This window comes from Stutzerimonas stutzeri SDM-LAC (genome assembly GCF_000235745.1).
In the GTDB taxonomy this organism is placed as follows: domain Bacteria; phylum Pseudomonadota; class Gammaproteobacteria; order Pseudomonadales; family Pseudomonadaceae; genus Stutzerimonas; species Stutzerimonas stutzeri_H.
The window spans coordinates 37,464-58,146 of record NZ_AGSX01000125.1; the positions used below are offsets into that span (position 1 = coordinate 37,464).

The window sequence follows — 20,683 nt, forward strand, 5'->3', positions numbered from 1 at the left end:
AGTCGAACGCACCGGCATCGTTGCATCGAATTGCCCATGCGGCACAATCCCGGTCCGTCGGCCCGCCGCTGATCGGCGCTACGCAGCGGCTCAGGCCGTTCGAGCCTTGCGCAGCCGGGCGGCCCGGCTTGCCGAGCGCGTCCGCTGCCACCTGAGCCGGCGCCAGCCCAGGCACACGCCACTGCCGGCGATCAGCAAGGCACCGGCACTGAAGACCAGCAGCAGGCCGTCGCGCCAGACCGCGTGACCCAGCAGCGGCGGCCAGTCCCAGCTGTGCAGCAGCTTGAACATCCAGCGCACGGCCCGTCGACGCGTGTCGAGCTGCTCGATCACCGCACCACTGTAGGGGTCGATGTGAAGCCAGGTCGCCGCCGGGTCGTCGAAGCGCACCCTGACCACCGGCAGGCGGCGCGGCAGCTGGCTGTAGAGGCTGGGTTCGGCACGCCGGTAGTAGTGGAAGTCCTCGTGCTGCAGCCAATCGAATGCCAAGCGTTCCCCGGGCCACGCGCGGCGCACCGCCGCTTCGAGCACGGCCGGCGCCAGGATCTCTTGTGCTGACGCATCGCCGTCACCCGCCAGGACGCGGCTCTCGCCGTGAGCATCGACGCCGCTGAGCACCACCTGCCCGGCGAGCATCCGCCAGTGCAGCTCGACCGGCGCGAGACCGGCGCGCTGCAGCCGCCCGAGGTCGGCGGCGAGGTCGTCACCCAGGGCGGCCGTGTGCAGGGACGCGCCCTGCAGCTCGCTGGCGACCACTGCCGAGCGGCTCTGAAACAGTCCCCAGGGCTCCATGGACAGTGCCCCGCTAACCAGCCAGACCAGCAGTACCAGGCCCACCGCCAGTCCGCCACTGTGGTGCAGGCGACCGGCGCCTGGCGGGTAGGGCGAGTGCGAGCCGTCGCGGTAAACGCTTCGCAAGCGCCAACGCATCAGGCCGATCACCAGGCCCAGCACGGTCAGCAACGCCGCCAGCAATGCGCCGTAGATCAGCGCGACGGCCCACGCCGCCTTGGGCATCAGCTCGCGCAGCGGGTAGAGCCAGTGCAGCCAGGCACCGAGGCGATTCCAGGCGCGCTCGTGCGCGGTGGCGTCGCGCACCACCAGCCCGGTCTGGCTGGAGACGTAGAGGAGGCGATCCTCGGCGTCGGCGCTCTGCACGCGGTACAGCGGACGGTCACGGTTCAGCGCACCGTTGCGGGTCCAGGCGTCCTCCTCGACGCGATCGATGAAGCGCACCGGCGTATCGGCAAACCGGTAGGCGCTGGCCAGTGCCTCGGCCGGGCCGATCCGCTCGATGCGCTGGCCATTGCTGGCATCGATGGCCAGCAGCGGGCCATCGCCGTAATCGAGCAGGTAGCGTGGCGAGCCGCCGGCGCTGGTCAGTTGCAGGCTCAGCGGGGAGCGACTCGGATCGCCCGCGCGCAGGGCCTGCGCCGGGCCGACGCAGCAGTCGGCTGCCAGCGGTGCCAGGCGGGACAAGTGCTCGGCCGGCGTCAGCTTGGGGTAGCCGACGAACAGCATGACCATGCCGCTGAGGATCCAGAGCACGACGAAGACGCCAAGGCCGATGCCAAGCCAGCGGTGCCAAAGGTAGAGGTAGCGCTTCATCTCAGAACTCCAGCGTCGCGGCGGCATGCAGCGCACGACCGTCGCCCGGCGCGTGCAAGCTCTGCGCGCCGTCGTACCAGACGTACTCGTAGTAGCGGTCGGTCAGGTTCTTCAGCTGCAGGTCGAGGGTCAGCTGCTCGCTGAGCGCGTAGCTGGCGCCCAGGTTGAGCAACAGGTAACCGCCGTAGGTGCCCTGGGTGTTCTCGCGCTCCAGGTAGTAGTCGGTCTGCCCGTTGAGCCAGCTGCTCAGCTCCAGCGCCGCAGTCGCCTGATAGGTCGCGCCCGCCGAATACAGCCGTTGCGGCACATGATCGATCTCCTTGCCCTTGCTGTTCGGCAGGCTCGGGTCGGGCGCCTCGATGTCGGAGAATTGCCAGGAGTGGCTCAACCACAGGCTGAGATGATCGCTCGGGTAGAGATTGAGCTGGGCGTCGTAGCCCCAACGTCGGGTCTTGCCGAGATTCTCGGACTCGCCGCTCGGGTCGTTGAGCCGACGCCGCACTTCATCGGAGGCGACCTGCTCCCAGTAGGCAATGCGACCGTCGAGCCAGTGCGCCGGGCTGAACTTGATGCCGGTCTCCCAGCCATCGTTGATCGAGGGCGCGAGGTCGCTGGTGCGCGGCGGCACCTTGTAGGCGGCGGCGCCGGTGCCGATCTGAAAGGTGCGACCCCAGTTGCCGTAGAGGCTGAGCGCGTCGACCGGCGTATAGACGAGGCTGAGCTTGGGTTGCTCGATGCTGCCGTAGTCGTTGATGGCGTAGTCGGCGCCAGTCAGCTCGTCGGTGAAGTCGCCGTGGATGCGATCGACACGCACGCCGGGGATGATCTTCAGCGACTCGACCGGCTGGATAACGGCCTGTACGTATGCGCCGTAGCTGTCGTAGTCGAACCGCTGGTCGCGCGTCTGGGCGACCGCAGCGCGTTCGACCGTGGTGTAGCGCTCGCTGTGATTACGTTGCTGCTCGGTGTCGAGTCCGCCTTCCAGCGCCAGGTCGTACAGCCAGGACACCTGCGGGCGGTAGGTCAGTGACGTGCGCGCGCCGTAGTGCTTCTCCTCGGTGGTGCGGCGCTGCTGTGGTGCCGATTGCGAGAAACGCACCCAGCGGTCGTCGTCCAGGGTGTTGAGCCAGACCTTGGAGGCCCATGACAGCTCGGTCGAGAGCTCGCTGTCGAGGTGCAGGCTGAGCTGGTTCATCCGCCGCTCACCCCGGTCACTGGCCGACAGCGCGTAGGACTGGCTTGGTGCGTGTCGAGCGTCTTCCCGCGAGAGGTAACCCGGCTCGTCGGCCTCGGCTTCGTAGTGTCGAGCGATCACGCCAAGCCGCCAGTTTCCTTCATCCGGCGTGTAGAACCACTTGCCGGACAGACTGGCGCGCTCACTTGCGGCATGCTCGCGGTAGCCGTCGCTGCGCTGCTGGCCGATGAAGTAGTTCTGCGTCCAGTTGGCACCTTCGATGCCCTTGGCCAGCTGCAGCTCCTTCGTGTCGTGGCTGCCGTAGCGCAGGCGCGCCTTGCCGTAATCACCACCGATGCGCGAGTGGACGGTCACGTTGCCGGCGATGTTGTAGAAGCCATAGCGCGGGTCATTGGTGCCCCGCACCACTTCGATACCGTCGATCTCCAGGGGGAACAGCATGTCCAGATACGGCATGTTGCCGTCGTTGCTGTTGCTGGGGATGCCATCGATCAACAGCTTGACGGCGTTGACCTCGCCCTCGCCGTTGAAGCCACGAAACGACAGCTTGCCGGACGTGGTGCCCTGGCCGAACTCGGTCAGCATCACGCCCGGCGCACGCCGGAACAGTTCCCAGCTGTAGAGCACGGGTTGCTGCTCGAGCACGTCCGCGCCAAGCAGATCGACCGAGCTGATGACGCTGCTGGTCTGCAGCGATCCGCCCGTGCCGGCGGTGACCGTGGTGGTGCCAAGCGACAGCGCCGATGCGGCGGGCTCGGCACAGGTGATCGGTACATGAACGAAAAGGCTGGCCGCCAGCACCAGCGGCGGCAGTGACGGGCGCGGTGAAGATAGGTGAAACATCTCGCGTGAATCCTTTTGCTGAGCAGTGCCGGGCAGCGCGCGGCCGTCGGCAGGCGTGCCGCGCGCTATCGGTGGCGCGGCAACGGTTCGGGGCAAAACAAGGAGGAGGGACGCCGGGCGGCGTCAGGCGAGTGGAGAGGCGCGAGGATTGAGGGCCGGCCACTGGTCCCGTGGCAACGGCACGGCGAACGGTCGTTCAGGCAACAGGCCGACCCGGCGTACCAGCCGATCAGGCAGGCGTGGCGGGTCGAAGGGCAGTGCAGCAAGGCCACTGAAACCGGCGCAGCAGCATTGCAGCGCGCCGCCATGGCCGACACCTTCGTGCCCTGCGTGGCGCGCCGGCGCCGCATCGGCATGCGCGGTGTGTTCCTCAGCGTGATGCGTGGGGTTCGGGTTGCCATCGACCCGCTGCACATCCGCCGGCAGGCCCGCGACGGACATCGCCAGCAGGTGCGTCAGCAGAGCAAGGGTGGCCAGCCAGGCAGGGAAACAGCGGCGGGTCATGGGGAACCGGAGGGAGCGGAAGACGTGATGATGATAAGCATCATCATCACCGTGCGGATTGCGCCCGATCAACAAAAACCGGCAGGCGCCGAACGCCAAGGGCGTGCCGCAGACGGCACGCCCGAGCAGGCCACCGATCAGCGCCCGCCGGCCAGGGTACTGGCGGCGTCGGCCGGTTGGCCCGCCAGGCGGCGTTCGGCCATCTTCTGTTGCTTGTAGGCCAGCGCGGCCGGCGCGACGGGCGTGACCTTGCCGGTTTCCATCCAATTCTTCAGGCGGTTGGCATCGGCCATGTGGGTGTACTTGCCGAAGGCGTCGAGCACCACGAAAGCCACCGGGCGCTTGTTCATCACCGTGCGCATCACCAGGCAATGGCCGGCGGCGTTGGTGAAACCGGTCTTGGTCAGCTGGATGCTCCAGTCAGGCTTGCGCACCAGGCCGTTGGTATTGCGGAAGCCCAGGGTGTAGTTGGGCTTGTGAAAGGCCACGGTCTTTTCACGGGTGGTACTGAACTGTTCGATCAGCGGGTAGGCCTGACTGGCCTTGAGCAGTTTGACCAGGTCATTGGCGCTGGAGACATTATGCTCGGACAAGCCGGTCGGCTCGACATAGCGTGTGTGGGTCATTCCCAGCGCCTTGGCTTTGGCGTTCATGGCCTGGATGAAGGCGCCGTAGCCGCCCGGATAGTGGTGCGCCAGACTCGCGGCAGCGCGGTTCTCCGACGACATCAGGGTCATCAGCAGCATTTCCCGGCGGCTGACTTCGCTGCCGATGCGCACGCGCGAGTAGACGCCCTGCATTTCACGTGCGTCGCGGATGGTGACCGACAGGCGCTGGTCGAGCGGCAGCTTGGCGTCCAGCGCCACCATCGCGGTCATCAGCTTGGTCACCGAGGCAATCGGCACGACCACGTCTGGATTGCTGGAATAGAGGATTTCGTTGGTCTTCAGGTCGACCAGCAGCGCGCTGCCGGACGCCAGTACCTGCTGAGCAGGGGCTTTGGGTGCGGCGAGGGAAACGGGGGACGACATGACGCTGGTGCAGGCGAGCAGCAGACCGAGAAGGGAATGACGAAGTTTCAAGAGGAACACCGATGAATTGGCAGTGAAAAAAGGCGCGCCGAAGCAGACGGACGCGGCGCGCATTATACGGAAAAGGCGAGCCTGCACATGGCTTCCAGCCCTTATATTTCGGCGCTTCCAGCGTATCGGCCAGGCGCAGCTACCCAGCCGTTTCGCTCGTTTCGTTACCGGGACCGTGCAACGCAACGGACCCAGCTCAAAGCGTAGAACAAGATGCGCAGCGCTGCCGCCAAGGTTCGGGCTCACCACCCATACCGTTATCGGCCGTGCGGCTTCTCGCCACAGCCGAACCGACCAGCGGAACCCGGCTGCCATCGGCATGTCCCCCTCATAGCAGTTGGTGTTTTGGTTGGGCACGGCCGAACGCACCTTCAGCGCTTCGCAGAGTCCAAACCGTACATTTCAAGGGAGAACACTTATGTCCCGCTTCAGCCGCACGCCTACCACCCGCGACGAAATCGAGCGCGAAATCCACAACCTCATGGCTGCGCTCGATGACCTCAAGGACGACGCATCACGCGGGTCCCGCAGTCGTTTCAATGCGCTGCGCTCGCGCGCCGAAACGCTGTGGAACGATAACCGCTGGGACGAGCATTGCCATGACCTGTCCCGCCGCGGCCGCGATGCCGGGCGCATGGCCAAGGACTGCGCACGGGAACATCCGCTGAGCACGGTTGCATTGGCTGCCGGCGCGGTCGCGCTGATTGGCTATCTCGTCACCCGACGCTGAGCCGGTCACACCGTCATGCTCAACGCTGAAACGCCGCGGTTAAAATTTGCCCTGTATGGCGCGCATTCGAGCCTCGGCAATGCGCTGCTGTGCGAGCTACTGACCCGCCAGCACGAAGCCGTGACCTTGGTCGACGATCTCAACTCGATGACCGTTCGGCCGGGGTTGCGGGCCAAGACTGGCGACCTGTTCGATGCGCTCAGCGTTTCCCAGAGCGTGGCCGGGATGGATGCGGTGATCTGTCTGTATGACAGCCCCGCGCTGGCAACCGCTTCGGGCGGGGCCGCTGCAGGGCAACCGCATGAGCTTTACCAGGCCGTGGATGCGCTGCTGTCCGGCTTGCCAAAGGTCGGCGTCGAGCGTCTGGTGCTGGTCGCAGACCTGTCCGCCAAGCGCGACGACCCAGGCGTCGTCGCCGCGCTGCAGCGCATTGCTGCGAATCCGTTGAAGTGGACCCTGGTGGATGCCGAAGCCGGTGGCGATGATCTGTCGATCGAGGATTTCAGCGTGATCGACGATCTCGACCCCGGCGATCGCCGCGTGCAGTTACGGCGTATCGCGGCGGGGATCGTCGATGAGCTGGAGGCACCGCAGCACCTGCACGAGCAGATTCACTTCCGCCTCTGACTTCGCTGGCTAGGCGATCAACCTGCAAGCTGAAGACGTAGCGCCGCCAGCACCGGTGCAGATTCCGGTCGCACCCCTCGCCAGAGCTCAAAGGCCGCTGCCGCCTGCTCGACCAGCATACCGAGCCCGTCGCGATTGAGCGCCTCTCGTTCAGCCGCCCACTGACAGAACGGAGTGGCCTGAGCGGCGTACATCATGTCGTAGCAGAAGGTGAGGCCAGGCTCGATCAGGTCATCGCCCAACGGCGGCAATTCACCGCCGAGGCTCGCCGACGTGCCGTTGATGATCACATCGAACGGGCCTTGCAGCTGCTCAAAGGCGCTGGCACTCACCGGCCCCAGCTCGGCAAATTCGCCCGCCAGCTGTTCGGCCTTGGCCAGCGTGCGGTTGGCAATGACCAGCGCGGCCGGGCGCTGCGCCAGTAGCGGCTCGAGCACACCGCGCACCGCCCCCCCGGCGCCCAACAGCAGGATTCGCTTGCCTTGCAAGGCGACGCCGGCGTTATCCAGCAGATCGCGGACCAGACCGATACCGTCGGTGTTGTCACCCAGCAAGCTGCCGTCTGCGAGCTTTATCAGGGTATTCACCGCGCCGGCCCGCTGGGCGCGCTCGCTTAGCCTGTCGGCCAGGCGGTAGGCCTGTTCCTTGAACGGCACGGTGACGTTGGCGCCCAGGCCCGTCTCGAAAAAGGCTTTGGCAAAGCCAGGAAAGTCATCCAGCGGCGCCAGCAAGGGTTCATAGCTGAGAACTTGCCCGGTCTGTTCGGCAAACAGCCGGTGGATCTGGGGCGACTTGCTGTGCCCGATGGGATTACCAAAGACGCCGTAGCGGTCCATCAACAATTACTCCGCTTCCAATATGTTCTGCACCCATCACGCGTGAGCGTCACGCAGACGCAGCGTGTGAGAACGCCGTGTCAGCGCTGCTCGCCCAGCCAGTCTCGATCCTGCAGGAAATACTCGGTCAGGCGCGCCTCCGGCGAGCCGGGTTCGGGATGCTTGTCGTAACCCCAGCGCACCAGCGGCGGCAACGACATGAGGATCGACTCGGTGCGGCCACCCGATTGCAGGCCGAACAGGGTGCCGCGGTCGTACACCAAGTTGTATTCCACATAGCGCCCGCGGCGCAGCTCCTGGAAGGCGCGCTCGCGTTCGCCGAACGGTATCGCCTTGCGGCGCTGGACGATGGGCAGGTAAGCCTCGATGTAGGCATCGCCCACCGCCCGCATGAAGGCAAAGCTGGTGTCGAAATCCCAGTCGTTCAGATCATCGAAGAACAGCCCACCGACACCGCGCGGCTCGTTGCGGTGCTTGATATGAAAATAGCGGTCGCACCATTCCTTGTAGCGCGGGTAGACATCGGCACCGAACGGCGCGCAGGCATCCCGGGCCACGCGGTGCCAGTGCACGCAGTCCTCTTCATTGCCGTAGTAGGGCGTCAGGTCGAATCCACCGCCGAACCACCAGACCGGCTCTTCGCCTTCCTTCTCGGCGATAAAGAAGCGCACATTGGCGTGGGAAGTCGGCACGTAGGGATTCTCTGGATGGATCACCAACGACACGCCGAGGGCCTCGAAGCCGCGGCCGGCCAGTTCCGGACGGTGCGCGCTGGCCGAAGGGGGCAGGCCGCTGCCGTGTACGTGGGAGAAGTTGACGCCGCCCTTTTCGATCAGCGCGCCGTTCTCGATGACCCGGGTCCGGCCACCGCCGCCTGCAGGGCGCGTCCAGGCATCCTCGACGAAGCGCGCGCCACCGTCCTCGGCTTCGAGGATGGCGCAGATACGGTCCTGCAGATCGAGCAGGTAGGCTTTGACGGCTTCGGTACGCTCGTTCACGAATTCACCTTGGCAAGTGGGCTGCGCCGCCGCCGGGCATGGGCGGAAGCTGCAGCGCTAGAACAGAAGGCCGGCAAGCATATCACCGGGCCAATTGACGGACGCGTCCGGGAAGCGTTGGATAGGCTCCTTTGTTTTTTGCCAGGAGTCGATATGTCGCAGCGCATCCAGTTCAGTCAGCACGGTGGCCCTGAAGTCCTCGAACAGGTCGACGTCCCGGTCACGGCACCAGGTGCCGGTGAGGTTCGCGTGCGCAATCATGCGATCGGCCTTAACTTCATCGACACTTACTTCCGCAGTGGGCTTTACTCGCCGCCGAGCTTGCCGTCGGGCCTGGGCACCGAAGGTGCTGGTGTCGTCGAAGCGCTGGGTGAGGGCGTAGATGATTTCGCCGTGGGCGATCGCGTGGCTTATGCCACCGGGCCATTGGGCGCATACGGCGAACACCACACGCTGCCGGCGCGGCATCTGGTCAAGCTGCCCGAAAGCGTGAGCTTCGAACAGGCGGCCTCGGTGATGCTCAAGGGCCTGACGACGCAATACCTGCTGCGCCAAACCTACGAGCTGAAAGCCGGAGAAACCATCCTGTTCCATGCGGCGGCGGGCGGTGTCGGATCGATTGCTTGCCAGTGGGCCAAGGCCATCGGTGCCAAACTGATCGGCGTGGTCGGCTCAAAGGAAAAGGCTGAGCGCGCCAAGTCGCTGGGCGCCTGGGCAACCATCGACCGCACGCAGGAAGACGTCGTTCAGCGTGTGCTGGAGCTGACCGATGGCCAGAAATGTCCGGTGGTCTACGACTCGGTGGGCAAGAGCAGCTGGGACGTCTCGCTCGATTGTGTCGCCCCGCGTGGCCTGCTGGTCAGCTTCGGCAATGCCTCCGGCGCGGTGACGGGGGTCAACCTCGGTGTACTGGCCCAGAAGGGCTCGCTGTATGTCACGCGCCCGACTCTGGCCGGCTACGCCACCTCGGCCGAGCGCCTGCGAGACATGGCTGCCGAGCTGTTCGAGATGATCGCCAGCGGCAAGATCAAGGTCGAGATTGGCCAGCGCTACCCACTCGCCGACGCAGCCGAGGCGCAGCGCCAGCTCGCCGCAGGCAAGACGACCGGCTCGACCATCCTCCTGCCCTGAGCTGACAGGCGTATGGCACCCTGACGCCCGCTGGCGTCAGGATGCGCGGATGACTTCGCCGTTGCATATATCGCGAATGGTGGAGGGGTTTTTACGTCCGCCCAGGCTGCCGCCAAGTACGCCGTCGAGCTCACCTGGAAAGTACTGCTCGACGCGTAGACGCGAGCGCGCCGAAGGTCGGCCGGCCGGGTTGGCCGATGTGGAGACCAATGGGCCGGTCAGGGCGCATAGCCTAGCCACCAGCGGGTGGTCGGTCACACGAAGCGCCACGCTGTGGTGCTCGCCGGTGATCCAGTCCGGCAAACGATTACGATGCGGGACCAGCCAGGTGTTCGGCCCCGGCCAGCTGCCAACCAAGCGATCCAGCCAGCGTTCAGGCAGATCATCCAGCAGAAAATCGAACTGTTCGATGCAATCGGCAACCAGGATCAGTCCTTTCTCCACCGGACGCTCTTTCAAGGCGAGGAGTCGGTGGACCGCATCGCTGTCCCAGGGATCACAGCCCAGCCCCCACACCGCCTCGGTCGGATAAGCGATCACTCCGCCACGTCTGACCACCCGCGCCGCCTGTTGCACTCGCCAATTGCCGACCATTGCCACCTCCGCTGAGACTGATCGGCGAAGTGTACCCAAGCGCTAATAGCAGCACAGCAGCCCTCAACCCGCGCAGGCGGTCCAGCGGCCATTCTCGCAAGCGACCAGCCCCTCGATTTCCAGCTCGGTGAGTTCGGCGAGGATGTGTGACAGAGGCTGATCGACGGCGTCGGCCAGCGCCTCGCTGCTCATAGGCGCGGCATGCAGCTGGGCGATCAGCGGGTGGGTTGGCTCGGATCGTTGCGCTTCGGCTGTGACCGGCGATTGCTGCCAGCCACGCAAGGCCTGCAATACGTCCTCGACACTTTCCACCAGCGCCGCGCCCTGGCGGATCAGCTGGTGGCAGCCACGGGCGCCGGGATGGTGGATCGAGCCAGGAATTGCGTAGACCTCTCGGCCCTGTTCGGCAGCCAGGCGGGCGGTGATCAGCGAGCCGCTCGAAGGGCTCGCCTCGACTACCAGCACACCCAATGACAAGCCACTGATGATTCGATTGCGGCGAGGGAAGTTGGCGGCCTGCGGTGGGCAATCGAGCGGCAGTTCGGATACCACTGCACCACCGCCCTCGACGATTCTCGCGGCCAACCCCAGATGGCGACGCGGATACAGCTGCTTGAGCCCGGTACCCAGCACCGCGATGGTCTTGCCGCCGACGTCCAGTGCACCCTGATGCGCGGCACCATCGATACCCAACGCCAGCCCGCTGGTAATCACGAAACCACCGCGTGCCAGGCTGCGCGCAAAGGCCGTAGCATTATCCAGTCCCGGCCGGGAGGCACGTCGACTGCCGACCATGGCCAGCTGCGGTCGCTCCAGTAGGCTTGGATCACCCTCGATGAACAATAACGGCGGGGCGTCCGGCAGCTCCTCCAGTAACCCGGGATACGCCGGGTCATCCCACATCAGCAGGTGATGCCCCGGTGCTTCCAGCCAGTTGAGGCTGGCTGCGGCTCGCTCACGTATGACCGGGCTGCGCCTGGCTTCGGCGCAACTGGCCGGCAAACCCAGCGAGCGCCATGCCGCGGCAGGCGCACTGAGCGCAGAAGACGCATCGGGAAAGGCCGTAAGCAATCTGTGCAGGCGACGCGGACCGAGCTCCGGCAACAGGTGCAGGCGCAGGCGCGCTTCCAGTTCGGCAGGGGAAATCGAGGGCATACGAACAGTCCTTGTCTCGTCGCAGCGCATCCATGCGGTGCTGTTCAGCTAGAAATGACAAGCCCCGCGATGCGGGGCTTGGGGTATCAGGGGTTGCGGACCTTATCCATCACCGACAGCGAGCGAGTCGCCTGCAGGACCAGGCCGTAGCTGAGCTTGTCGTAGGTGCGGAAGACCATCAGCAGGCCCGAACGCTCGTCCGGAATCTTGACGTTTTCGCCGGTAACCCGGTCGCGCACGGTTTCGCCGGTCTTGTACACGGCCAGCACATTGCCCACTTTAAGTCCGTCACGCGCGCCCCGGTTCAGGGTCACCACATCGAACTGGCCGATCTGCGTCACGCCACGCGGCACGTCGAGGATCACGCCGTTGACTTCGCCTTCCGGCTCACTCGGCATGAAGGTCGAATTCACTGCACGCTCTTCGCTGGGGAACAGGCGGTCGCCGATGCGCGCTTCCTGGGTGACACGCGTGAGCATCATGGTGGCGATGTCGCCCTCCATGTCGAGCAGCTCGGCGGTGCCTACGTCGTCGGCATTGATGCCCAGAAACTCCTCGGTCTCAGGGTCCACATAGGTCTTGCCCTGACGGAAGATGCCGTAGACAGCGATGTCGTCCTGGAAATCGCCGCGGCCGTAGACGCGGTCGCCAGAGCCACTGATCACGCGCTCGGCATTGCCGGCAACGATATAGGGCGCGGCCTCGAATTCGGCGGCGCTGTCGACGATGCGGTTGCTCAGCAAAAAGCTGTTGATGGCTTCCAGCGGGATGGTGCTGATCGCCTCGGCCATGGGCGTGGTGCGAACGGTGGGGGAGAGCTTGATCGTCCCGCGCGACGCGCCACGGTTGAGCATGATGCGCGGTTGGCCGTCGATGTACACCAGGCTAAGGCTGTCGCCAGGGTAGATCAGGTGTGGGTTTTCGACTTGCGGGTTGGCGTGCCAGAGTTCCGGCCACTTCCAGGGTTCGCTGAGGAAGCGACCGGATATGTCCCAGAGTGTGTCGCCTTTCACTACGGTGTACTGCTCCGGATGGTCATCCTTGAGCTGTACAGCGGCGTGCGCCATGCCGCCAACCGCCACCAGCAGCAGGGCGAGTAGTGATTTCCTCATGTGGTGAATCCCTTTATGATGTGCTTTCACGTAAAGCGCCCTAGCGCCGCAGAAACCCTTGTGGAAAGCGGCGTTAAGCCGTTTACAAGCTGCTCGGCATCTTAGCAGCGGCTTTTGACTTTATTCCATAAGTGCATCACAAACGCATATGGCAATCCTGAACATCCTAGAATTTCCCGATCCGCGCCTGCGCACCATCGCTAAACCGGTGGAGGAGGTCGATGACGGCATACGTCAGCTGATCGACGATATGTTCGAGACCATGTACGACGCCCCTGGCATCGGCCTGGCCGCGACGCAGGTCAATGTGCACAAGCGCGTGGTGGTGATGGACCTGTCCGAAGACAAGACCGAGCCGCGAGTCTTCATCAATCCCGAGTTCGAGTTTCTCACCGACGAGATGGAGCAGTACCAGGAAGGTTGCCTGTCGGTTCCGGGATTCTATGAGAACGTCGACCGGCCGCAGAAGGTCAAGATCAAGGCGCTGGACCGCGATGGCCAGCCCTACGAGCTGATCGCCGAAGGGTTGCTCGCCGTCTGTATCCAGCACGAATGCGATCACCTCAACGGAAAGCTGTTCGTCGACTATCTATCCAATCTCAAGCGCGACCGGATCAAGAAGAAGCTGGAAAAGCTTCACCGTCAGCAGGCTTGATCTATCACCTCAGAGGCTTGCAGCGCAGGCTGCTTGAAAACGTAGCGAGCGAAGGTCAGGCAAGGACTAGGCGTCCCCGCAAAACAGGCGAAAAAGCGCAGTTTACGAGTTGTAAATGAGCATTTTGAGGCTGTTTTTAACGCAGCATGACCGAGCGCAGTAGTTTTCATGCAGCCTGCAGCAAGCCTTTTTCATTGAAGAGTCCTTCTATGCGCATCGTTTTCGCCGGCACGCCGGAATTCGCCGCTCAGCATCTACAAGCCCTGCTCGACGCCAAGCGTCAGGTCGTGGCGGTGTATACGCAGCCGGATCGCCCGGCGGGCCGGGGTCAGAAACTGATGCCCAGCCCCGTCAAGCAGCTCGCGCTGCAGCATGAGATTCCGGTTTATCAACCACAGACCCTCCGCGACCCCGCTGCGCAGGCGGAACTGGCGGGCTTGCAGGCGGACCTGATGATCGTAGTCGCGTATGGCTTGATCCTGCCGCAGGCCGTGCTGGACATGCCGCGCCTGGGCTGTATCAACAGCCACGCCTCGTTGCTGCCACGTTGGCGGGGCGCCGCGCCGATTCAGCGCGCGATCGAAGCGGGCGATGCCGAATCCGGCGTGACCGTCATGCAGATGGAAGCGGGGCTGGACACCGGACCGATGCTGCTCAAGGTCCGCACACCAATCACCGCGCAGGATACCGGCGGCGCCCTACATGATCGGCTGGCTGAGCTCGGCTCGCGTGCCGTGATCGACGCGGCAGCGGCGCTGGAAGCCGGCACATTGAAAGGCGAAATCCAGGACGACAGCCTGGCTACCTATGCACACAAGCTGAACAAGGACGAAGCGCGCCTCGACTGGCAGCGACCCGCAGTTGAGCTTGAGCGCCTGGTTCGGGCGTTCCATCCCTGGCCGATCTGCCACAGCAGCCTCGACGGTGCGCCGGTGAAAATTCACGCCTCGCAATTATCCTCAGGTCAGGGCGCGCCGGGCCAGATCATCGAAGCAAGCAAGGACGGCCTGGTGGTTGCCTGTGGCGAGGGTTCGCTGACGCTCACGCGCCTGCAACTCCCGGGCGGCAAGGCGCTGGCCGTCAGCGACCTGTTCAATAGCCGCCGCGAACAGTTCGCCGTCGGCAAGGCGTTCGAATAATGTCGATGAATCCACGCCTCGCCGCAGCGCGCGCACTGGCCGTGGTGCTGTCCGGCAAGGCCTCGCTGAACAGCAGCCTGCCCGACGTACTGGCCAAGGTGGATGCGCGTGATCGCGGCCTGACCCAGGAACTGGCGTTCGGCACTGCCCGCTGGCAGCCGCGTCTGTCAGGCCTTGCCGAGCGCTTGCTGCAGAAGCCCTTCAAGGCCGCCGACCGCGATGTCGAAGCCTTGCTGCTGGTCGGCCTGTACCAGTTGTTCTACACCCGCATTCCACCGCACGCCGCCATTGGCGAAACCGTTGGCTGCGCGGAGAAGCTGAAAAAGCCTTGGGCAAAAGGCCTGCTCAACGCGGTGCTGCGCAACGCCCAGCGGGACGGTGAAGCGCTGTTCGCCGAACTGGAACGCGACCCGGTGATTCGTGTTGCCCATCCGCGCTGGCTGCAGAAGTCGCTCAAGGCCCATTGGCCAGAGCACTGGGAAGCGATCTGCGCGGCGAACAACCTGCATCCGCCGATGATGCTGCGGGTCAATCATCGCCAGGTCGAGCGCGATGCCTATCTTGCGGAGTTGCGGGAAGCCGGCATCGAAGCCCTCCCCTGCAGCCACAGCGAAGATGGCATTCGGCTGGCTGCAGCCTGCAATGTGACGCAGCTACCCGGTTTTGCCGACGGGCGCATCAGCGTGCAGGACGAAGCGGCACAACTCGCTGCGGGACTGCTCGACCTCGCCCCCGGTCAACGGGTGTTGGACGCCTGCTGCGCCCCCGGCGGCAAGACCTGCCACATCCTCGAACGCGAACCTGCGCTGGCTGAGGTCATCGCCTTGGATCTGGAGCCGAAACGTTTGCAGCGCGTCCGGGAAAACCTCGCTCGCTTGCAGCTCGACGCCAAGCTGGTGGCAGCCGACGCGCGAGCCACCGACGCCTGGTGGGACGGCCAACTCTTCCAGCGGATCCTGCTCGACGCGCCGTGCTCAGCCACCGGTGTGATCCGCCGACATCCGGACATCAAACTGGCGCGCCAGGCCGACGACATCGCGCCACTGGCCGCGCTGCAGGGCGAAATGCTCGACGCGCTGTGGCCGACCCTGGCCGTCGGCGGGATTCTGCTCTACGCAACCTGTTCGGTGCTGCCAACCGAAAACCGTGAGGTGATCGAAGCCTTCCTCTCACGCACATCGGGCGCGCGGGAGCTGGACCTGCCCAAGGGTTTCGGCCTCGAGCAGCCACACGGGCGCCAGCTGTTGCCCCAGAGCGATGGCCACGACGGCTTCTACTACGCCAAATTGATAAAAGTCGCGGCCCAACCCAATGGCCGACAATCCTAAGGTGGGCCAGACGCCAACGTCTCGGCTACCCCATGCTGTGGCGGTTACCAGCCGCCTTTCAGGAGCGATCGCGTGAAGATCATCATTCTCGGCGCAGGGCAGGTGGGCGGTACGCTTGCCGAAAATCTCGCCAGTGAAGCCAACGACATCACGGTGGTCGACACTGACGCCGATCGCCTGCGCGATCTAGGCGATCGGCTGGACATTCGCACCGTGGTGGGTCGCGGCTCATTCCCGACGGTACTGCGCCAGGCAGGTGCCGATGACGCCGACATGCTGGTCGCGGTAACCAACAGCGATGAAACCAACATGGTCGCCTGTCAGGTCGCCTACACGCTGTTTCATACGCCGACCAAGATCGCCCGGGTTCGCGAGTCGGTGTATCTCACTCGCTCGGGCCTGTTCAGCAACGAAGCGATTCCGGTCGACGTATTGATCAGCCCCGAACAGGTGGTCACCAACTACATCAAGCGCCTGATCGAACACCCCGGCTCGCTGCAGGTGATCGACTTCGCCGGCGGCAAGGCCCAGCTGGTCGCAGTGCGCGCGTACTATGGCGGGCCGCTGGTGGGCCAGGAGTTGCGCCAGATCCGCAAACACATGCCCAATGTCGACACGCGTGTGGCGGCGATCTTCCGGCGCAATCAGGCCATCCTGCCCCAGGGCGATACGGTCATCGAAGCGGACGATGAGGTGTTCTTCATCGCCGCCCGTGGGCATATCCGCGCAGTAATGAGCGAGATGCGTCGGCTGGATGATAACTACAAACGCATCGTCATCGCGGGCGGCGGGCACATCGGCGAGCGCCTCGCCGAAGCCATCGAGAGCCGCTACCAGGTGAAGATCATCGAGATGAGCCCGGCGCGCTGCCGCTACCTTTCCGACACGCTGGACAGCACCATCATCCTTCAGGGCAGCGCCTCTGATCGCGACCTGCTGGTGGAAGAGAATATCAACGATGCGGACGTCTTCCTGGCGCTGACCAACGATGACGAGGCCAACATCATGTCCTCGCTGCTGGCCAAGCGTCTCGGTGCGCGCAAGGTGATGTGCATCATCAACAACCCGGCCTATGTCGATCTGGTCCAGGGCGGCGAGATCGACATTGCCATCAGTCCGCAGCTGGCCACGATCGGCACCTTGCTGACCCACGTGCGCCGCGGCGATATCGTCAGCGCTCATTCCTTGCGCCGTGGAGCGGCCGAAGCCATCGAGGTGATCGCCCACGGTGACTCGCGTTCGAGCAAGGTGGTTGGCCGCGCCATTAGCAAGATTGCCTTGCCGCCCGGCACTAGCATCGGCGCAGTGATCCGTGACGAAGAGGTGTTGATTGCGCATGACAACACGGTGATCGAGTCAGGCGATCACGTGATTCTGTTTCTCGTCGACAAGAAGCATATCCGCGATGTGGAACGCCTGTTCCAGGCGGGGCTTACCTTCTTCTAACGGGCAAACGCTGATGCGCTGACCGCTCGGCCTGTACTCGCAGGCCGAGCGGTAGCATGCCGGGATGCCTTAAGCCGTCGCCGTCCGCTGGCCGGGCAAGAGCCGCACAATCGCATTCAGCAACATGCCGTATAGCGGCACGAACAGCACCAGGCTGATGATCAGTTTGATCACATAATCGACGCTGGCGATTTCCACCCAGTTCGCCGCCATGAAGGGATCGTCGCTGTGCCAGAAGGCGATCGAGAAGAACAGAAAGGTGTCCAGCAGGTTGCCGAAAATCGTGGACGCACTCGGCGCGATCCACCACTGGCGCATGCGCCGCAGCCGGTCGAACACCTGGATATCGACGATCTGGCCGAATGCATAGGCGAGGAAGCTGGCGACCGCAATGCGGAACACGAACAGGTTGAACTCGCCCAGCGCCGCGAACCCACCAAAAACGCCCTGGTGAAACAGCACCGAGACCACGTAGGAGGCGAGCAGCGCCGGGATCATTACCTGGGCGATGACCCGGCGCGCCGGGCCCTTGCCGAGCAAGCGCACGGTCAGGTCAGTGGCGAGAAAGATGAACGGGAAACTGAACGCGCCCCAGGTGGTGTGCCAGCCGAACAGAGTGATCGGCAGCTGCACCAGATAATTGCTGGCGATGATGATGAGGATGTGAAACGCGATCAAACCGGCCAGGGTGGCTCGGCGGACCGATGAAGGGAGCTGCAACATGGCATTTCCTTTTTGAGGTGATGGGGTTAGGGAACCCATTGCCGTGCCGATATGGCCCGAGCGGCGCGCATTCTAGTGGCATTTCAACCTGGCGGATAGCATGCCCGGTCGGAATGCCTTAGACGGCTGGCCGCTCTGCCGAGGCCAATCAGCCGACGCAGCCGTCTTCACGGCCTTCGATGGATATCCGACTGGCTAGCGAGCACCGCGAAACGCGTGAATCTCCGGGTATTGTTCAAAGACGTCTCGTATGCTCGCCAGGCCCGTACGCAAGCGCTGATCGCTGCACTCGGCGCCGATGCACAGACGCATCGCCCTTGGCCTCTGACTACCAGGCGGAAGGAAGGGATCAGGCAGGGTCAGTGCGATCCCGCACGCGCGCAATTCGTGCTGCAGGGCGTCAAGTTCCCAGTGTTCGGGCACGTTTAGCCAGGCGCTGAGCGAAGCCGGGTGGCTGCCGCGCAGGTAATCACCCAGCTCGGCGGTCACCGCTGCCTGCCGGCCAGCAATCAGCTCGCGCTGCAGGCCTACCAATTCGCTGGCACGGCCTCGCTCGATCCAGCGCGTCGCGATCTCACCGAGCAGCGGCGCTGCCATCCAGCTGTTCACCCTGAAGATGCTCTCGGTACGCAACGCCAACCGCCGCGGCATCGCCAAGTAGCCGAGGCGCAAGCCCGTCAGTACGGACTTGGTCAGGCTGGTGCAGTAGAACGACAGTTCCGGCAGATAGTGGCTGAGTGGCGGCGCTGCTCGAGCGGCACCGAGCAAGGGGCCATAGACGTCGTCTTCGATCACATAGACGCCATAGCGACGCGCGATTTCGGCAATTTCCCGTCGACGCCCGTCGGGCATCAGGCTGCTGGTGGGGTTGTTCAGGTTCGGCGTACAGACCAGCGCGGTGACCCTTTCGTTGGCGCAGATATCCTCGAAATGCTCCGGGTCGAGACCGTCGCGATCAGCCTCCAAGCCCTGCAGTTTGAAGCCGAGCACCTGTGCGGTGCCGATCACACCGTGATCCGTACAGCTTTCACAGAGCACCAGGTCATCGGGGCCGGCCAGCGACGCGAGCGCGAGAAAAATAGCCTGAGAGGCGCCATTGGTCAGCAGCAGATCGCGCGGCGCGACCGTGAGTCCCAGCTCGGCCAGCCATTGCGCGCCGGCCTCGCGGTGATGTTCGAAGCCGGCGATTGGCCGACAGGCATGTATCCACGGCTGCTCGTGTTCGGCGGCCAGTTCCTCGCAAGCCTGCCGCCAGTAGCGGTCATGGCGCTCGTTGCGGACGATGCGCACCGTCGAGAAATCCAGCAGCGAGTGTTCGCCGCGATCGAGCATGGAGGTGGCGACCCGCTCGCTGATGCGCCGGCTGACAAAGCTGCCGCGCCCGACTTCGCAACGCACCCAGCCCTGGCGCTCCAGCTCCTTGTAGGCGTTGGTCACCGTCTGCACGCTGATATCCAGCTGCTCGGCCAGCAGCCGCTGCGTCGGCAGGCGCTGGCCATCGCGCAGCTCACCGCGCTCGATGTCGGTCGCGATGGCGGTTACCAGTAGCTTGTACTTCGACCCACCGCCATGCGCGGCGAGCAAGGCCTCTTTCCAATCGGACATGACGTCTACCTCTGTCGAATCGACAGGATCGGCTGAAGCGCGCCGCCACGCAATTGTCCTAGTGCAATCCTAGGAGGAAAACCGCTTTTGCTATGCTCGGGCAGCGAAACGCGGCGCACCTCTAGCAGAAGAAGGGGTCTAAAGCCGCGTTGAGGCAGGGAATGCCCTGTCCTGATGCTCTTGAAGCTGCCCTAGAACTGCAGGCTCCGGCCCGCGAACCATAAAAAAGCACAGGAGAATTCACGATGAATCGCGCACGTCCTTTCCAATTCGGCAAGCTTTTGCTGGCCTCCGCAGTATTCACCAGTCTTTCCCTTGGCGGTCTGGCCCAGGCCGACGCCCTTGATGACATCAAGGCCAAGAGCAGTGTCCGTATCGGCTATGCCAACGAGACCCCCTTTGCCTACACCGCCACCGACGGCAGCGTGACCGGCGAATCTCCTGAGATCGTCGAGAAAATCTTCCAGCAGATGGACATCGAAACCATCAAACCCGTGCTTACGGAATGGGGCTCGCTGATCCCAGGCCTGCGCGCCAGCCGTTTCGACCTGATCGCAGCCGGCATGTACATCACGCCCGAGCGCTGCAAGCAGGTTCTGTTTACTGATCCGCACTACCAGCTGCAGGACACGCTGCTGGTCAAGGCCGGCAACCCCAAGCAACTGCAGAGCTACGAAGACATCGCCAAGGATGAGTCGATCAAACTTGCCATCATGTCCGGCACCGTCAATCTCAATTACGCACGCAAGGCCGGCATCAAGGATTCCCAGATCGTCCAGGTTCCCGACACCACCTCGCAACTGCAGGCCGTGCGCACTGGCCGTGCCGATGCCGCAGTGGGCACTCAGCTGACCATGCGCGGGCTGGCGGAGAAGGCCGGGGATCAGGTTGAAGCGACGGATGACTTCAAGGACGACCCGGCCAACACCGGTTATGGCGCTCTGGCGTTCCGGCCAGAAGACAAAGCCCTGCGTGACGCAGTCAACGCCGAGCTGAAGAAATGGCTTGGTAGCGAGGAGCACCTCAAGACCGTCGAGCCCTTCGGCTTCGACCGCTCGAACATCACCGACAAGACCGCCGAAGAGCTGTGTAGCGCCTGACCAAGGAGCCGGTGCGGCTGTTGCTGCCGCACCGGACTTTCCCCTGTGAATGCCCTTTCCATAGCTCCGCCACCTTTTCCCGCCCGTGCCGCACCGACGCGACAGGGCCACTCCCGGCTGGCTGCTGTCCTTCACCCGAGACCTGACGCTCGCCGACAACTGCGTCATTTCTCTCAGGTAACCAAGCGTCGCGAGCCGCTTGATCCCTTGGTTTCAACTGCCTCGGTTCCAACCGTCTCAGCTGCAACCGCCGCGCCGGCCAATGGAAATCC

General features: G+C 64.1%; 19 protein-coding genes. 8 read left to right on the forward strand and 11 right to left on the reverse strand.

Annotation, left to right across the window (positions count from 1 at the left end):
* Positions 1–90 precede the first annotated feature (90 nt).
* The 4 genes from PSTU_RS0113030 to pbpG form a co-directional block, all read right to left on the reverse strand.
* On the reverse strand, positions 91–1,608 hold the full coding sequence (locus PSTU_RS0113030; RefSeq protein ID WP_019341471.1) for a PepSY domain-containing protein: 1,518 nt from the start codon (positions 1,606–1,608) through the stop codon (positions 91–93).
* 1 nt (position 1,609) lies between these two features.
* The gene (locus PSTU_RS0113035) at positions 1,610–3,646 is read right to left on the reverse strand and encodes a TonB-dependent receptor (protein ID WP_019341472.1); all 2,037 of its coding nucleotides are present in this window, start codon (positions 3,644–3,646) and stop codon (positions 1,610–1,612) included.
* Positions 3,647–3,769: 123 nt separating this feature from the next.
* Entirely contained in the window at positions 3,770–4,150 is a 381-nt protein-coding gene (locus tag PSTU_RS0113040; protein WP_029404768.1) for a DUF2946 family protein, read from the reverse strand.
* A 137-nt stretch (positions 4,151–4,287) separates the two neighbouring features.
* Positions 4,288–5,232 carry a D-alanyl-D-alanine endopeptidase gene (pbpG, locus tag PSTU_RS0113045; RefSeq protein ID WP_029404769.1) on the reverse strand — a complete coding sequence of 315 codons (945 nt, stop codon included), beginning with the start codon at positions 5,230–5,232 and terminating at the stop codon, positions 4,288–4,290.
* A 418-nt stretch (positions 5,233–5,650) separates the two neighbouring features.
* Between pbpG and PSTU_RS0113050 the strand changes: the two genes are divergently transcribed.
* A complete protein-coding gene (locus PSTU_RS0113050; protein ID WP_019341475.1) occupies positions 5,651–5,962 on the forward strand; it encodes a glycine zipper domain-containing protein in 312 nt (103 codons plus the stop codon).
* 15 nt (positions 5,963–5,977) lie between these two features.
* Complete coding sequence (locus tag PSTU_RS0113055; RefSeq protein ID WP_019341476.1) at positions 5,978–6,589, forward strand: NAD(P)-dependent oxidoreductase; 612 nt, start codon at positions 5,978–5,980, stop codon at positions 6,587–6,589.
* Between the two features lie 17 nt (positions 6,590–6,606).
* Here PSTU_RS0113055 and aroE read toward each other — a convergent pair whose 3' ends face one another.
* Complete coding sequence (gene aroE, locus PSTU_RS0113060; RefSeq protein WP_019341477.1) at positions 6,607–7,425, reverse strand: shikimate dehydrogenase; 819 nt, start codon at positions 7,423–7,425, stop codon at positions 6,607–6,609.
* An 80-nt stretch (positions 7,426–7,505) separates the two neighbouring features.
* Positions 7,506–8,423 (reverse strand): oxygen-dependent coproporphyrinogen oxidase, encoded by a 918-nt coding sequence (gene hemF / locus PSTU_RS0113065; protein ID WP_019341478.1) that lies wholly within the window; start codon positions 8,421–8,423, stop codon positions 7,506–7,508.
* A 153-nt stretch (positions 8,424–8,576) separates the two neighbouring features.
* On the opposite strand from hemF, the gene PSTU_RS0113070 reads away from it, so the two are divergent.
* Positions 8,577–9,554, forward strand: coding sequence for a quinone oxidoreductase family protein (locus PSTU_RS0113070; RefSeq protein WP_019341479.1), 978 nt, complete (start codon positions 8,577–8,579; stop codon positions 9,552–9,554).
* A gap of 36 nt (positions 9,555–9,590) precedes the next feature.
* Here the strand turns inward: PSTU_RS0113070 and PSTU_RS0113075 are convergent, their stop codons facing one another.
* The 3 genes from PSTU_RS0113075 to PSTU_RS0113085 all read right to left on the reverse strand — a co-directional run bounded on the left by PSTU_RS0113075 (position 9,591) and on the right by PSTU_RS0113085 (position 12,415).
* Positions 9,591–10,148, reverse strand: a complete 558-nt coding sequence (locus PSTU_RS0113075) for an L-threonylcarbamoyladenylate synthase (RefSeq protein ID WP_019341480.1) — start codon at positions 10,146–10,148, stop codon at positions 9,591–9,593.
* A gap of 63 nt (positions 10,149–10,211) precedes the next feature.
* Positions 10,212–11,303, reverse strand: a complete 1,092-nt coding sequence (gene dprA / locus PSTU_RS0113080) for a DNA-processing protein DprA (RefSeq protein ID WP_019341481.1) — start codon at positions 11,301–11,303, stop codon at positions 10,212–10,214.
* Between the two features lie 86 nt (positions 11,304–11,389).
* Positions 11,390–12,415, reverse strand: coding sequence for a LysM peptidoglycan-binding domain-containing protein (locus tag PSTU_RS0113085; RefSeq protein WP_019341482.1), 1,026 nt, complete (start codon positions 12,413–12,415; stop codon positions 11,390–11,392).
* A 148-nt stretch (positions 12,416–12,563) separates the two neighbouring features.
* Between PSTU_RS0113085 and def the strand changes: the two genes are divergently transcribed.
* The 4 genes from def to trkA all read left to right on the forward strand — a co-directional run bounded on the left by def (position 12,564) and on the right by trkA (position 16,983).
* Positions 12,564–13,070, forward strand: coding sequence for a peptide deformylase (gene def / locus PSTU_RS0113090; protein ID WP_019341483.1), 507 nt, complete (start codon positions 12,564–12,566; stop codon positions 13,068–13,070).
* A 209-nt stretch (positions 13,071–13,279) separates the two neighbouring features.
* Positions 13,280–14,209 carry a methionyl-tRNA formyltransferase gene (gene fmt, locus PSTU_RS0113095; protein ID WP_019341484.1) on the forward strand — a complete coding sequence of 310 codons (930 nt, stop codon included), beginning with the start codon at positions 13,280–13,282 and terminating at the stop codon, positions 14,207–14,209.
* Positions 14,210–14,214: 5 nt separating this feature from the next.
* A complete protein-coding gene (rsmB, locus tag PSTU_RS0113100; protein ID WP_029404770.1) occupies positions 14,215–15,537 on the forward strand; it encodes a 16S rRNA (cytosine(967)-C(5))-methyltransferase RsmB in 1,323 nt (440 codons plus the stop codon).
* A gap of 72 nt (positions 15,538–15,609) precedes the next feature.
* Positions 15,610–16,983 (forward strand): Trk system potassium transporter TrkA, encoded by a 1,374-nt coding sequence (gene trkA, locus PSTU_RS0113105; protein WP_019341486.1) that lies wholly within the window; start codon positions 15,610–15,612, stop codon positions 16,981–16,983.
* 69 nt (positions 16,984–17,052) lie between these two features.
* Here the strand turns inward: trkA and PSTU_RS0113110 are convergent, their stop codons facing one another.
* On the reverse strand, positions 17,053–17,706 hold the full coding sequence (locus PSTU_RS0113110) for a 7-cyano-7-deazaguanine/7-aminomethyl-7-deazaguanine transporter (RefSeq protein WP_019341487.1): 654 nt from the start codon (positions 17,704–17,706) through the stop codon (positions 17,053–17,055).
* A gap of 195 nt (positions 17,707–17,901) precedes the next feature.
* A complete protein-coding gene (locus PSTU_RS0113115; protein ID WP_019341488.1) occupies positions 17,902–19,311 on the reverse strand; it encodes a PLP-dependent aminotransferase family protein in 1,410 nt (469 codons plus the stop codon).
* A 245-nt stretch (positions 19,312–19,556) separates the two neighbouring features.
* Between PSTU_RS0113115 and ehuB the strand changes: the two genes are divergently transcribed.
* Positions 19,557–20,411: an ectoine/hydroxyectoine ABC transporter substrate-binding protein EhuB gene (gene ehuB, locus PSTU_RS0113120; protein WP_019341489.1), complete on the forward strand. Its 855-nt coding sequence runs from the start codon at positions 19,557–19,559 to the stop codon at positions 20,409–20,411.
* Positions 20,412–20,683: the final 272 nt, after the last annotated feature.